Origin of the sequence: Acidothermus cellulolyticus 11B (assembly GCF_000015025.1) — a bacterium.
In the GTDB taxonomy this organism is placed as follows: Bacteria; Actinomycetota; Actinomycetes; order Acidothermales; family Acidothermaceae; genus Acidothermus; species Acidothermus cellulolyticus.
Map to the genome: position 1 here is coordinate 616,841 of NC_008578.1, position 13,921 is coordinate 630,761.

Annotated in this window: 10 protein-coding genes; 5 read left to right on the forward strand and 5 right to left on the reverse strand. The window is 67.5% G+C overall.

Annotation, left to right across the window (positions count from 1 at the left end; all coding sequences use genetic code 11):
- Window positions 1-35: 35 nt before the first annotated feature.
- On the reverse strand, window positions 36-3,737 hold the full coding sequence (locus ACEL_RS03000) for a multifunctional oxoglutarate decarboxylase/oxoglutarate dehydrogenase thiamine pyrophosphate-binding subunit/dihydrolipoyllysine-residue succinyltransferase subunit (protein WP_011719422.1): 3,702 nt from the start codon (window positions 3,735-3,737) through the stop codon (window positions 36-38).
- A 427-nt stretch (window positions 3,738-4,164) separates the two neighbouring features.
- Between ACEL_RS03000 and ACEL_RS11375 the strand changes: the two genes are divergently transcribed.
- Entirely contained in the window at window positions 4,165-5,316 is a 1,152-nt protein-coding gene (locus ACEL_RS11375; RefSeq protein WP_049751357.1) for a M15 family metallopeptidase, read from the forward strand.
- Window positions 5,317-5,472: 156 nt separating this feature from the next.
- On the opposite strand, the gene ACEL_RS03010 is transcribed toward ACEL_RS11375, so the two are convergent.
- The 4 genes from ACEL_RS03010 to ACEL_RS03025 all read right to left on the reverse strand — a co-directional run bounded on the left by ACEL_RS03010 (window position 5,473) and on the right by ACEL_RS03025 (window position 9,576).
- The gene (locus ACEL_RS03010; protein WP_011719424.1) at window positions 5,473-6,822 is read right to left on the reverse strand and encodes a pyruvate dehydrogenase complex dihydrolipoamide acetyltransferase; all 1,350 of its coding nucleotides are present in this window, start codon (window positions 6,820-6,822) and stop codon (window positions 5,473-5,475) included.
- A gap of 9 nt (window positions 6,823-6,831) precedes the next feature.
- A complete protein-coding gene (locus ACEL_RS03015) occupies window positions 6,832-7,827 on the reverse strand; it encodes an alpha-ketoacid dehydrogenase subunit beta (RefSeq protein ID WP_011719425.1) in 996 nt (331 codons plus the stop codon).
- 13 nt (window positions 7,828-7,840) lie between these two features.
- Complete coding sequence (gene pdhA / locus ACEL_RS03020; RefSeq protein ID WP_011719426.1) at window positions 7,841-8,968, reverse strand: pyruvate dehydrogenase (acetyl-transferring) E1 component subunit alpha; 1,128 nt, start codon at window positions 8,966-8,968, stop codon at window positions 7,841-7,843.
- Between the two features lie 140 nt (window positions 8,969-9,108).
- Window positions 9,109-9,576: a CBS domain-containing protein gene (locus tag ACEL_RS03025; protein ID WP_011719427.1), complete on the reverse strand. Its 468-nt coding sequence runs from the start codon at window positions 9,574-9,576 to the stop codon at window positions 9,109-9,111.
- 280 nt (window positions 9,577-9,856) lie between these two features.
- Between ACEL_RS03025 and ACEL_RS03030 the strand changes: the two genes are divergently transcribed.
- The 4 genes from ACEL_RS03030 (at window position 9,857) to ACEL_RS03045 (ending at window position 13,763) form a co-directional block, all read left to right on the forward strand.
- A complete protein-coding gene (locus ACEL_RS03030; RefSeq protein WP_148204515.1) occupies window positions 9,857-10,672 on the forward strand; it encodes a LamB/YcsF family protein in 816 nt (271 codons plus the stop codon).
- Window positions 10,669-11,373 carry a 5-oxoprolinase subunit B family protein gene (locus ACEL_RS03035; protein WP_011719429.1) on the forward strand — a complete coding sequence of 235 codons (705 nt, stop codon included), beginning with the start codon at window positions 10,669-10,671 and terminating at the stop codon, window positions 11,371-11,373. Before ACEL_RS03030 ends, ACEL_RS03035 begins: the two co-directional genes overlap by 4 nt.
- Entirely contained in the window at window positions 11,366-12,310 is a 945-nt protein-coding gene (locus ACEL_RS03040; protein WP_083760466.1) for a 5-oxoprolinase subunit C family protein, read from the forward strand. The genes ACEL_RS03035 and ACEL_RS03040 overlap by 8 nt, the downstream gene beginning before the upstream one ends.
- Window positions 12,311-12,506: 196 nt before the next feature.
- On the forward strand, window positions 12,507-13,763 hold the full coding sequence (locus ACEL_RS03045; RefSeq protein ID WP_011719431.1) for a magnesium transporter MgtE N-terminal domain-containing protein: 1,257 nt from the start codon (window positions 12,507-12,509) through the stop codon (window positions 13,761-13,763).
- The last annotated feature ends 158 nt before the right edge of the window (window positions 13,764-13,921 follow it).

Below are 13,921 nucleotides of genomic sequence, written 5' to 3' on the forward strand. Positions count from 1 at the left end.
GCGTCCTCGCACAATGGAATCGCGTTCACGCGGCGTCAGCTCTCCGGAAGTGCGGCCGCGAGCAATTCGCGCTGCTCCTCCTCGCTGCGCACGTGCGAACCCGTCGCCGGCGCGGAGCTCTCCGGCCGGGCAATGCAGCGCATCCCGCTGCCCAGCGTCGGCGCCAGGTGCAGCGCGATAAACGGCCAAGCCCCCATGTTGACCGGTTCTTCCTGTACCCAGACGACCTCGTCGAGCCGCGGAAACGCAGCAAGCGCCGCCTGAATTTCCTCGCCGGGAAGGGGATACAGCTGTTCTACCCGGAGAATCGCGGTATCGGTACGCTGCTGCGCAGCTCGCCGCTCCACCAACTCCCACGCGATCTTACCGCTGCACAGCAAGACCCGTCGCACCTCGGCAGGATCCCGCGGATCCGGGTCACCCAGCACGGGTGACCAGCGGCCGGCGGTGAATGCGGAAGCGGGCGAAGCGGCTGACTTGGCCCGCAACATTGACTTGGGGGTGAAGACGACGAGCGGACGGCGTACTTGGGAGAGAACATGCCAGCGCAGCAAATGGAAGTAACTCGCCGCACACGACGGCACCGCGACCGTCATGTTCTCCTGAGCGCACAGTTGCAGGAAACGTTCGATCCGCCCCGAGGAGTGGTCCGGTCCCTGGCCCTCGTAGCCGTGCGGGAGCAGGAGGACGAGGCCGCTGCGCTGTCCCCACTTCTGCTCGCCCGAGCTGATGAATTCGTCAATGATGGTCTGTGCACCATTGGCGAAATCACCGAACTGCGCCTCCCAGGCGACGAGTGCGTCACTGCGGACCACCGAGTATCCGTATTCGAAACCGAGCGCGGCGAATTCCGAGAGCAAGGAATCGTAGATGTAGAACGGCGCTTGGTTCGGATCGAGGTGGGCGAGCGGCGTGTACTCGGCGCCGGTCTTCCGGTCGACGAGGACGGCGTGCCGCTGCACGAAAGTGCCGCGGCGGGAGTCTTGGCCGGCGAGGCGCACCGGGTGGCCTTCGAGCATCAGCGAACCAAAAGCGATGAGCTCCGCCATCGGCCAGTCGATGGCGTCGCTGTCCACCATGGCGGCGCGGCGTTGCAGGAGGGGCACCAACCGCGGATGCGGGGTGAAGCCCGGCGGCAGATTCACCTGCGATTCAGCGATCCGTTTCAACGTGGCCACGGAAATCGACGTGTCCACGGCCGCCGGAGCCGGCGGGGTCGCCCGCTGCGGCGGGGAACTTGGCCGCGGCGGCGCGGAGTCCTTGGTCTCCGCGAATGCCTCCTCCAACCGCGCCCGGTAATCACGTAAGGCCGCTTCCGCCTCGTCAATCCCGATGTCACCCCGCCCGATGAGCGCTTCGGTGTACAGCTTGCGCACCGAGCGTTTCGCATCGATGAGGTCGTACATCAGGGGCTGCGTCATCGACGGGTCGTCCGCCTCGTTGTGGCCCCGCCGGCGGTAACACACGAGGTCGATGACGACGTCTTTCTTGAACGCCTGGCGGAAATCCAGGGCGATACGGGCTACACGGACCGCCGCCTCCGGATCGTCACCGTTCACATGGAAAATCGGCGCCTGGATCATCCGCGCGACGTCGGTTGCGTACACGCTCGAACGCGCTGCCGACGGTGCCGTGGTGAATCCCACTTGGTTGTTGACGACGACGTGAATCGTGCCCCCAGTGCGGTAGCCGCGGAGCTGGGAGAGGTTGAGGGTCTCGGCGACCACTCCTTGGCCGGCGAACGCGGCATCGCCGTGAATGGCGAGCGGCAGGACCGGGTACTCCGCGCCCTTGTTCAGCAGGTCTTGTTTGGCCCGGACGATGCCCTCGAGCACAGGATCGACCGCCTCCAGATGGCTGGGGTTAGACACCAGCGACACCTTGATGTCTTTCGTGCCGTCGCGGGTCGTGTACCGGCCTTCCGCCCCAAGGTGGTATTTCACGTCGCCCGAGCCGTGTGTCGAGGCGGGATCCAAGTACCCCTCGAATTCGCGGAAAATCTGCGCGTAGCTCTTGCCGACGATATTGGCCAGCACATTGAGCCGCCCGCGGTGCGCCATGCCGATGACAACCTCGTCAAGCCCCTGATGCGCCGCGGCGTCAATGATGGTGTCCAGGAGGGGAATCAGCGTTTCCGCACCCTCCAACGAGAAGCGACGCTGGCCGACATATTTCGTCTGGAGGAAGGTTTCGAAGGCTTCCGCGACGTTCAGCCGCTTGAGAATGTACAGTTGCTCGTCGCGATCGAGCCGTTGCTGCGGTTGTTCGACGCGCTGCTGAATCCACCGCCGCTGCTCGGGGTCTTGGATGTGCATGTATTCGACGCCGACCGTGCGGCAGTACGAATCACGCAGGACGCCGAGGATGTCGCGCAGCCGCATCACCGGCTCACCGGCGAAGCCTCCGGTGGCGAATTTCCGGTCGAGATCCCACAGCGTGAGCCCGTGATTGACGATGTCCAGATCAGGGTGTCGGCGCATCTCGAATTCCAGCGGGTTCGTATCCGCCATGAGATGGCCGCGCACCCGGTACGCGTGAATGAGTTCAACGACCCGGGCCTGCTTGCCGACCTCGTCAGCGTGACTCGCGACGATGTCCTTCACCCAGCGCACCGGCTCGTATGGGATGCGCAAGGCGCGGAAGAGCTCGTCGTAGAAGCCTTCCTCGCCGAGGAGGAGCCGGTGAATATGCCGAAGGAATTCCCCTGACTGAGCACCTTGAATGACCCGGTGGTCATAGGTGGACGTCAAGGTGAGCACCTTGCTCACCGCCAGGTTGGCGAGGGTTTCCTCGGCGGCGCCCTGGAATTGCGCGGGATATTCCATCGCGCCGACGCCGATGATGCAGCCTTGCCCCGGCATCAACCGGGGGACCGAATGCACGGTGCCGATCGTGCCGGGGTTGGTGAGGGTGAGTGTCGTGCCGGTGAAATCGTCCGGCGTGAGCTTTCCGCTCCGCGCCCGCCGCACGAGGTCTTCATACGCCACCCAGAACTGGGCGAAATCCATGCGTTGCGCAGCCTTGATGCACGGCACGAGGAGTTGGCGGGTGCCGTCGTCGCGGGTGACGTCGATGGCCAACCCGAGATTCACGTCGGGATACTGAATGACACCAGGACGGCCGTTCACCTCGGTGTACGCAACGTTCATCTCAGGATGTGCGAGCGCCGCCTTCACCACCGCGTAACCGATGATGTGGGTGAAGGAAATCTTTCCGCCCCGCCCACGGCGCAGATGGTTGTTCATGACCAAGCGGTTGTCGATCAGCAGCTTGGCCGGGATTTCCCGCACGCTGGTGGCTGTCGGAATGGTGAGGCTCGCCGTCATGTTGGACGCCGTCCGCGCGGCGGATCCCTTGAGCGGAACGGCCTGCGCGGCCAAACCGTCCCCACGGGACGGGATCGGTTCCGCCTCCGGTGCGGGGGTTTCGATGACGCGGGTGGCCGCGGCCCCCCCGGCGGTGGCCGCTTCCATGACCGCAGTGCCGCCGCCCGCCCCCGCTGCCCGAGTGGCCGCATCGCCGATCGTCGTCCGCGCGGGCGCGCCCGCCGCCGAGGCAGTGGCCGTCGCTGCCGGAGCCGGCCGATCTCGTGGCACGTAGTCGGCGAAGAAGTCCCACCACGCGGGATCAACGGAGTTCGGGTCGTGCAAATAGCGTTGATACATTTCGTCGACGAGCCATTCGTTGGCCCCGAACTCAGCGAACGAGTGGGACGCCGACGTTGCGGTCTGTGCCACGGTAGTGATCGCCTCCTTTTATCAGGCTACCGGGCGTCAACGGCGAGACCGGCGACGGCTGCGTGTCACGTCGCGCACACGCGGGCCGCGGCGGGGTGACCGGGCGGGGAGCATTGCGTCGGTCGTCATGGCAGGTGGTCGTGTCGCCTGGGCGTCGGCCGCAGCCGTTCCGCAGCAGGCTAGTCCCGTCGGCCACAGGTCCGTCGTCCATTTCGGCCATTTCATGGACACGCGGCGGCCGCCTGCTAGTCGCGATGCGCCTCGGCCGTTACCATTTCGACATCGTTCGCACGTCGAGGGCCGTGTCCGCGGTCGGGGGGTGGCGTGCCCTTTCGCCCACTCGACGAAGGGACACCTCGCCACAGTGCTTCGCCTATCCATCGCGCGTGGTCCAGCGTTCACAAAACTTCCACGTTCTCGCCGCACGGTGACGGCGCTCGCGGTCACCGTGATGGTGGTGGCAGGGAGTGCTATCGCGGCTGGCCCGGCACTGGCTCAGGACTCCGGACAGGCGCCGACCGCCGCGCAGCTTGCCGCGATCCGGAAGCTGGCCGCCGCCGCCCAAGCGGAACTTGCCGCCGGTGCCAGGCGGTTGGACGCGGCGCAGGCCCGCCAGCGCCAGCTCGCCGCCCAGGCGGCCGCCGCGACCGCGCAGGCGCGACGCGCCGAGCAACGGCTCGCCGCTCTCCAGGAGCAGATTGCCGGCTTCGCTGGATCGATGTACGAGCATCCAACCTCGGACGTCGTGACCGAGGTCATTGCCGGCGGCGACCTGCAGCGGGCGTTGCAGGCCACGACGCTCCTCACCATTGCGAGCGGCAGCCATCTCGCGGTGCTCCGTGAAGCATCCGCCACCCGGACCGAGCTTGCGCAAGCCCAACTCCGGGCCGCGCAAGCAGCCGCCGCCGCAGCGGCTGTGCAGGCGTCGATTCAGCGGCAGGTGGCGGCGCTGCGCGACGCAGCGGCGAAAGCGGCGCAACGACTGGAAGCAGCACAGAAGGCGTATGCCGCGGAACAGGCACGCATCGCCGCGGCCCGGGCGGCAGCGGCCCGGGCGGCCGCCGAGAAAGCCGCCCGCGAACGCGCAGCCCGGGAGGCGGCGCTCCGGGACGCGATTGTCGCGCCGCCACCGTGTGACGTCCAGGGGCCGTACCCGCCGGGACCGTGGGGCGGCTATGCGAACGGCCTCATTCCGGCCTCGGCACTCTGCCCGATCATCGGTGGCGGTCTGCTCCGCCCGGATGCCGCGGTCGCGTTCAACCGGATGACACAGGCGTACCGGCAGGCGTTCGGCACGTATTTGTGCGTCAACGCGTCGTACCGGCCGTACGCCGACCAGGTGCGGCTGTTCCGGATTCAACCGTCGCTCTCCGCCGTCCCGGGCACGAGCAATCACGGCTGGGGAGAGGCTGTCGATCTCGGCTGCGGCGTGCAGAATTACGGTTCACCGCAATTCCGGTGGATGGTGGCTCACGCCGGGGAATTCGGCTGGGTGCATCCGGCGTGGGCGAATCACAGCCCGTTTGAACCGTGGCATTGGGAATTCGGCTACATCAGCGACGGGGATACCGGCACCTGAGCCTGACCGGCAGGGCGCGTGGGGCGGCCGGCGGACGCGGTTGGCGTCCGTCGCGGTGCGCTGGGTCTGCTGGACGGCACCCGGTACGCGCGCATTCGTGTCCGCGAGGGCCCTGCTGTCGCGCGAGAAGGCCAGCCGCTTAGGGCCAGCCGCCGCTCAGGCGAGTGCCGCGAGCGGGTTCTCCAGCAGGGTGACCAGGTCGGCGAGGAAACCGGCCGCGGTGGCGCCGTCCAGCGCTCGGTGATCGATGGACAGCGTGATTGTCATCACCTTGCCGACCGCCAGCTGACCGTCGCGCACCACAGGTACCTCCCGGACCGCGCCGACAGCGAGAATCGCCGCCTCCGGCGGGTTGATCACGGCGGTGAATTGGTCGACGCCGAACATGCCAAGATTGCTGATGGTGAACGTCGAGCCGCCGATGTCATCCGGCTTGAGCTTGCCCTGCCGGGCCCGGGTGGCGAGATCGCGGGTGCGCTGCGAGATCTCCCGGATGCCCAGCGTGTCGGCGTCGCGGATGACCGGGACGATGAGACCGTCGGGAATGGCGACCGCCACGCCAATGTGAATGTGCTTGTGCTGGAGCAGCTTCTCCCCGGCGTACGACACGTTCACTTCGGGGTGCTTCCGTAACGCGGCCGCCGCCACCTTCACGATCAGATCATTCAAACTGATCTTTGCGGTATCCGGATCGGCGCTGCTCAACGCGGCATTCAGCCGCGCCCGAACATCGATCAGCGGCTCGGCGTTCAGCGTGCGCGTCAAGTAGAAGTGCGGTGCTTGCTGCATGCTCTCGGTGAGTCGCCGAGCAGTGATCTTCCGGATGGTGTTGAGCGGAATTTCCTCGACATCCGGTTGCGACGCCGCGGCTGCCGGAGCTGCCGTCGGACTAGCGGCCGGCGCCGTCCGCATGGCCGCCACGGCGGCTTCGACGTCCGCCCGGACGACGCGCCCTCCCGGCCCGGAACCGCGGACCGTCCGCAGATCGAGGCCTGCCTCCCGGGCGATGGCCCGGGCCAGCGGCGAGGCTTTGACCCGGCCGCCGTCGACCGGAAGCGGTGAGACCGGCGGCGCGGCCGGGCGGGTCTCGCTTGCCGGCTCGGTGGCGGGTGCCGCTGCCGCTGCGGTCTCCCGGCCGGTGGTCGCCGACGCTGCCGCTGCGGCCGTCTCCCGAACGGCGGTCGGCGGCGCTGCACCGGCTGGCTGGTCAGCCTTCGGTTCAGCGGGGGCAGCGTGCGCCGTCGAATCGCCGGTTGGTTCCTGAAGGCCTTCCCCGCTGCCGATAATGGCGATCGGTGTGCCGATCGGCACCGGTTTGCCCGGCTCGACAAGGATTTTCTCGAGCACGCCGGAGTCGTACGCCTCGAGTTCCATCACCGCCTTGTCGGTCTCGATTTCGGCGAGCACATCGCCCTTCTCGACCTGGTCGCCTACCTTCTTGGTCCACTGCGTGATCGTGCCCTCCTGCATCGTGTCGGAGAGCCGGGGCATGAACACTTCAGGCACTGCGATCTCCTAGCGGTGGAAGCGGGTCGCGTCGAGGGTCTCGTGAATCACTTTGATCAAGGCGGTGGCGTCCGGCAGGGCGGCGAGCTCCAGCGGCTTTGCGTACGGCAGCGGCACCTCGGCGGCGGCGACCCGGCGGACCGGAGCGTCGAGGTAATCGAAGGCGCCTTCCTGGATGGTTGCCGCGATCTCGGCGCCGACGCCGTAGGAGAGCCAGTCCTCTTCAAGGACGACGGCCTTACCGGTTTTCCGGACGGATTCGACGACCGTGCTTCGATCCAGCGGACGGAGCGATCGCAGATCGACCACCTCGGCGCGAATGCCCTCGTCCTGCTCGAGCCGGCGCGCGACGTCCAAGGCGACGGCGGCCATCCGGGAATACGAGACGATCGTGATGTCGTCGCCTTCCTTCATCACGTTCGCCTTGCCGATTTCCGTGACGTAGTCGCCGTCCGGCACCTCGCCCTTGGTGTTGTACAGCGCGAGGTTCTCGATGAACATCACGGGATCGTCGTCGCGGATCGAGGCGGCAAGGAGTCCCTTGGCGTCCGCCGGGGTAGCCGGCGTCACGACCTTCAAGCCGGGAACGTGGGCGTACCAGACCTCGAGGTTCTGCGAATGGGTCGCCGCTAGTTGCTGGCCGCCGCCGCCTGGCGTGCGGATGACCATCGGCACACGGGCCTGCCCGCCGAACATGGCGTGGATTTTCGCCGCGTGATTGACGATCTGGTCCATCGCCAGGATCGAGAAATTGATCGTCATGATTTCGACGACCGGACGCAGGCCCAACATCGCCGCACCGATCGCCGCACCGACAAATCCTTCCTCGCAGATCGGGGTGTCCCGCACCCGGTCCGGGCCGAATTCCGCGAGCAAGCCGGCGGTGATTTTGTACGAGCCTTCGAAAACCCCGATTTCTTCCCCCATCAGGAAGACGTTCGGGTCACGGAGCAGCTCGGCGCGCAACGTGTCGTGCAGCGCCTGCCGGTAGGTCATGACGGGCACGCGATCACGCCTTTCACTCGATCGGGAGCAACGGGTCACCGGGAAGAGCACGCGGCATGTTTGGCAGCGGGTGCGCGTACGCGTGCGCGAACAATTCAGCGGGGCTTGGGTGCGGCGAATTGTCGGCAAATTCCACCGCGGCATCCACCGCCGCCTCCACCTCCGCGTCGATCCGGGCCGCCTCGTCAGCGGAGAGCACACCGACGTCGATCAGCCGCTGCCGGAATGCGGTCACCGGATCGTGTGCCAGCAGCCGCTGGGCCTCCTCTTTGCTGCGGTAGCGAGCCGGGTCGACGACGGAGTGTCCCCGCAACCGGTAGCTCACCGCCTCCAGAATGGACGGCGCCCGCTCCTCGCGGGCCTTCCGGAGCGCGTCGCGCAGGGCTTCCCGGCAGGCGATGACGTCATTGCCGTCAACGCGGACCCCAGGGATTCGGTACGCACACCCCCGCTTGTACAGATCGGGCTCGGCTGACGCCTTCTCGACCGGCGTCCCCATGCCCAGCTGATTGTTGATAATCACGTAGACGATCGGCAAGTGCCAGATACCGGCCAGGTTCAACGATTCGTGCCAGGCGCCGATGTTGGTTGTTGCATCGCCGACCAGACAGACGACGGCCGGGGTGTCGGGGCCAGGCGGTTGGCGGTACGCGATCGCCAGAGCTGCGCCGGTCGCCGGGGGAATCTGTCCACCGACGATGCCGTAACCACCGAGCAGGCGTGTCTCGGCGTCGAAGAGGTGCATGGAACCGCCCCAGCCTTTCGATACACCGGTGGTGCGGCCGAACAATTCCGCCATCACCCGGCCGGGGTCGATGCCGCGGGCCAGCGCGTATCCGTGTTCCCGGTACGTCGTGAAGAGATAGTCATGCGGCGCCATGGCGTCCATCAGGCCGACCACGGTGGCCTCTTCACCGAGGTTGAGGTGGCAGTACCCGCCGATTTTCGCGCGCTGGTACATCTCGGCGGCGCGTTCCTCGAATCGGCGGATGAGTTGCATCATCCGGTAGTAGGCGCGGAGCTTGTCAGGTGGTTCCTGGGCCAGCCGGTCAGCGGGTGTCGTTGCAAGGTCGGGAGCCGTGGCGGGGTTCGCCCGCCGAGCGGTGCTCGACGACCGCGATGCGCGTTGTGCGGAGGGCACGGTTACTCCTCAACGTGGACAGCGGATGGGCTTTCGGTCTTGGCGTCTTCAGTCTTTCGGTCTCGGCGTCTTCAGTTGTTTGCGCGCAGGCCGGTCCCCCGAGTGGTCCTCTGGTGGGGCGCCGGCAGGAAGTCGGTGGATCAGGCGCCCGGCGGCTGCGGCTGGTGGACGAAGTGCACCCCGTCCGCCGCGCAGGTCGGACACGATTGTGGCGGATGCTCCCCACGCGCCTGGGTACCGCAGACATCGCAGACCCACTCCATCGCGATGAGAGCGACGAGGTCGGCCCGGCTGACAATACCGATGAGCTGGCCGCCGGAAACGACGGGAACCCGGCGGATGCGTCGGTCGAGGAGCAAATGGCGCACGTCCTCCACCTCGGTGTCCTCGGTCACCGAGATGACACCGGTCGACATGATGTCGGCCGCAACTTTGCCGGTGCGGGAAATCAGGTCGTGTTCGCTGACCAATCCGACGACAGCGCCGGAGGCATCGACCACGGGTACCGCGCTGATGCGGTGCTGAACAAGAAGATGAGCAATGTCGGCGACCGGCGTGTCCACGTCGACCGTGTACACCGGCGCCTTCATGATCTCTTTAACTTTCATGGGCGTCCCGCGCGGCTCGGCGTCGGCCGGCGCTCCCAATCCGCCGGGGTACGGCGGGGAGAAAGCCCGGTTGCCGACGACTCGTGGTCTTGGCAGCCCTCAGCCTACCGAGCCATCGGCGGCGGTGTGATGTGGGGAGCGATCTCCAGACGGCACTGGACGGCCCACGGTCTGACCCAGCACGGCGTGCAACCGGCGGATGTCCGGGCGGCCCGGCGGGCATCGACCCGGCAGGGCGGGCGGCTCGGCGGTTATCCCGGCATGGCGTGCGACCGGCGGCATGACAGGTGAAGATGGCAGCGTGACGCCGAACGCCGACCGTCCCGCCGCAGCCGTTACCGCCGTGGTCGACCTCAATGCGGACGTCGGTGAGTCCTTCGGCGCCTACCGGATCGGCTCGGACGACGAACTGCTCGCCCTGGTCACGAGCGCCAGCGTGGCCTGCGGTTTCCACGGCGGTGATCCGGCTGTCATGCGGCGAACCGTGGCCGTCGCTGTCGAGCACAGCGTCGTGGTCGGCGCGCATGTCGGCTATCCGGATCTGCGGGGCTTCGGCCGCCGGCCGCTGGCCGTTCCGCCCGATGAGCTCTTCGCTGACGTGCTGTATCAGCTGGGAGCACTGGACGCGATCGCGCGCGCTGCGGGTACCGCGGTGCGGTACGTCAAGCCGCACGGCGCCCTGTACCACGCTGCTGCTGCCGATCCTGCAGTCGGCCGGGCGCTGCTCACGGCGGTCCGTGCGTTCAACCCCGCGCTTCCCGTACTGACATTGCCGGGCGCGGTTCTGGTCGACGTCGCCGCCGACGTCGGCGTACCGGTCATTGTCGAGGGTTTTCCGGACCGCGGGTACACGGCGGCGGGGACCTTGGTTCCACGCGGTGAGCCGGGCGCAGTGATTGACGGTCCCGAGGAGGCGGCGGCGCGCGCCGTCGCGATGACCGTCGACCGGGTGGTTACTGCTGTCGACGGGACGCCGATTTCGCTTGCACCACGGACCCTCTGCATTCACGGCGACACCCCGAACGCGCCGAGGCTCGCGGCCGCCATCGTGGCGCGGTTGCGGGCGGCCGGTGTGGAATTGCGTCCGTTCGCATGACGGCATCAGACCTTGGCGCCGCGCGAATTCGTCCATTCGGCGAATTCGCCTTTCTCGTCGAGGTTTCCCCATCCAGCCGGTATGTCGTTGCCCGACATATCGCCGACTCCCACCTCCCAGGGGTTGTCGATGTCGTCCCTGCCGAGCGCACGGTCCTCGTCCGGTACGCCGAGGACCCTTCCGCCGACCGGCGGCAAGCGCGGAACGCCTTGGCGGCGGTACTCGCGCAGCTCCCCGGCCGGCTCAGCCGCGAGCCGGTCGGCACCTCGGATGACTGCCCGGAAGTCGTCGTCCCGGTCCGCTACGACGGCCCGGACCTCGAGGAGGTCGCGACCCTGCTGGGCCGAAGCGTGGCGGAGGTCGTCGCGGACCATCTCGCCGGCCGGTACACGGTCGCGTTTCTCGGTTTCGCCCCCGGATTCGCGTACCTTGACGGGCTGTCGCCGCGGCTTCGCGTGCCTCGCCTTTCCACGCCACGACCGCGAGTCCGCGCCGGTGCCGTCGGTATTGCCGGGGGGCGGAGCTGTATTTACCCGTGGCCGAGTCCGGGCGGGTGGCGCATCATCGGCCATACCCCGCTGCGGCTCTTCGATCCGGCCGCGACGCCACCGACACCGCTGGCTCCCGGTCGGAGGGTGCGGTTCGTCGCCGTGGAGGAGGCCGGGGGCAACGCTGGCGGCGGGGGGATGGAACGTGGCTGATGCCGCGGAGAACACGGTTCTTGTCGAAAGCGCGGGCGCCCGGACCACCATCCAGGACCTCGGCAGGGTGGGCTTCGCGCACGTCGGCGTGCCGCGCTCGGGCGTAGCCGACTGGTTCAGCGCCCGACTGGCGAATGCCCTTGTCGGCAACGTCCCGTCTGCTCCGCTCCTGGAAGCGACGCTGATTGGCCCGCGACTCCGGTTCCGCAGGGCGGCTCTCGTCGCCGTCACCGGCGCTCCCGCGCCCGTGACGGTCGACGGAGCCGCGGTACCGCCGTTCCAGCCGGTGGCGATTCCCGAGGGTGGCGTGCTCCAGATCGGCACGATGCGGTCGGGGGTCCGCGCGTACGTCGCGGTCCGCGGCGGTGTGGCGGCGCCGCTCATTCTCGGCAGCGCGTCAACGGACACGCTGAGCGGTCTGGGTCCATCGCCGCTCACTGCCGGTGCCGAGCTCCCTCTCGGCAACGCCGATCAGTGCCCGGCTCCACCCGCGGACGACGAGGTGCGTGAGCTGGCGAAGAACGCCGCCGCCGGCGTGCTCCTTGCGGTGCGTGAGGGTCGGGTTCGTTTTCTGCCGACGGTGGAGGGCGACCCCGCACAACTGGCCGGTGAGTATCGCGTCCGGCCGGAGAGTGACCGGGTGGGTGTGCGCCTTGCTCCGATCGGTAAGCCTCCAGAGGCGACCCGGCCTGCGGAAACCATGGGCATGGTCGGTGGGGCAATTCAGCTGCCGCCTGACGGCAATCCGATCATCCTTCTCGCCGATCACTCGGTCACCGGGGGCTACCCGGTGGCCGGGGTGGTGATTCACGCGGACCTGCCCCTCGTCGCTCAGGCACGACCTGGTGACCGGGTCCGGTTGGTCGCAGTGTCCGAGGAGGAGGCGCACGCCGCCCTCGTGGCGCGGCACCTCGTGTTGGCCAGGGTGGAGCGATGAGCAGCGCCTTGAGTGGGTGGCGGTGTGCAGCCCCGGGTTGGTGTGAGTATTTGCTGCGCAGCGCATTGTCGTACCGCGCTGCAGGCAGCAGAAGGTCTCCCGCCTGCGGCAGCAAATCCCCAGGTGGCAGGCAGAGAATCCCCGGGGCACGGCAATTCCCCGGGCCGGCCACCGTGAGCGCCGTAGGGTAGGAGTCATGCGATTATCCGCGGTGATTCGCCGGCCGGTGGTGACTCGGAGTGGTCAGCACGTCGGGCGGGTCGTCGACGTGGTGATCCGGTTGCGTGATCCCGGCTATCCCAAGGTTGTCGGGCTGGTCGTCGACAGCGGCCGCCGGCGCATTTTCGTCCCGGCGGGGCAGGTGGCGGCCGTGCAATCCACGCGAATCATGCTCGCCGGGGACGCGGTGGATTTGCGGCCTTTCGAGCGACGCCGTGGAGAGCTTCTGCTCCGCGCCGACCTTCTCGGGCATCGCTTTATCGACGTCTCCCACGCCGAGCTGGTCCGTGCCTTTGACATCGAATTGGCGAGCGGACCGGATGGTTGGGAGGTTCGTGCGCTGGACACCCGGCGTCTGCGTCGCTGGTGGCCGTGGCGGCGCGGGCCGGCGGCACAGGTCAGGGACTGGAAAGACTTTGAACCGCTGCTCGGGCACATCCCGACGACGCACCGGCGTGCGGCTCGGCGGTTGCGCCGGATGCGCGCCGCGGATCTCGCTGACCTTCTTGAAGAGGCGTCCGCCGGTGAGCGCCGGGAAATTCTGCAACATGTCCACGGAGATTCCGAGCTTGAGGCCGACGTTTTCGAAGAACTTGAGCCGGACATTGCTCGGCGGCTGCTTGCTGATAAATCCGATAGTGACATTGCTGATGTGCTCGTTCATATGCGTCCGGACGATGCCGCCGATGCGCTGCAGGATTTACCGGCGGAACGCCGTCATGGCGTCCTTGACCGGTTACCGGCGGAATATCGCACCAAACTGTTGGCACTGCTTCATTTCCATCCCACGAGTGCTGGTGGGTTGATGAATGTCGACGTGCTCACCGTGAGCGAGACGATGACCGTGGCGGATGCCCTGGCAGTGGTGGCCGCGGCAACGACGGTGCAGCCGGAATTGGCCGGTGTCGTGCACGTCATCGATGCGGAGAACCGCCTTATCGGTGTCGCGCGTGTCGCCCGGCTCGTCCAGGCGAGCCCGCAGGCGGAGATCGGCACAATCATGGACGCGGATCCGGTTCGGGTGAACGCGACGACCGATATCGTCGATCTCGCCATTCTCATGGCAGATTACGACCTTACGACGTTGCCGGTGGTTGACGAAAGCGGCCGGCTTCTTGGTGTGGTCACGGTTGACGACGTCCTTGAGTCGATCATTCCGGAGGAGTGGCGACGCCGTGAACCGCCGCCGCATCCGGAATACCGGCCGGAGCCGGCGGAGGATCAGTCGGCGTAAGAGATCCTTCGGCTCGCAGCCTGTTATAGTCACAAAGGCCGCGTTCTCAGCGGCGACCATTCGTAGGAAAATGCGCTCGTGGCGCCCGGTCGGCGGGAGGTGCGGCATGGACCGAAGTCCTGATTGCCCGCATCATCCGACCACCGTCTGAATCCGCC

Excerpts from the sequence above, each read along its gene's own strand:
- ACEL_RS03025 (WP_011719427.1), bottom strand. The coding sequence starts at position 9,576 with ATGAAAGTTAAAGAGATCATGAAGGCGCCGGTGTACACGGTCGACGTG.
- ACEL_RS03030 (WP_148204515.1), top strand. The coding sequence starts at position 9,857 with ATGACAGGTGAAGATGGCAGCGTGACGCCGAACGCCGACCGTCCCGCC.
- ACEL_RS03035 (WP_011719429.1), top strand. The coding sequence starts at position 10,669 with ATGACGGCATCAGACCTTGGCGCCGCGCGAATTCGTCCATTCGGCGAA.
- ACEL_RS03045 (WP_011719431.1), top strand. The coding sequence starts at position 12,507 with ATGCGATTATCCGCGGTGATTCGCCGGCCGGTGGTGACTCGGAGTGGT.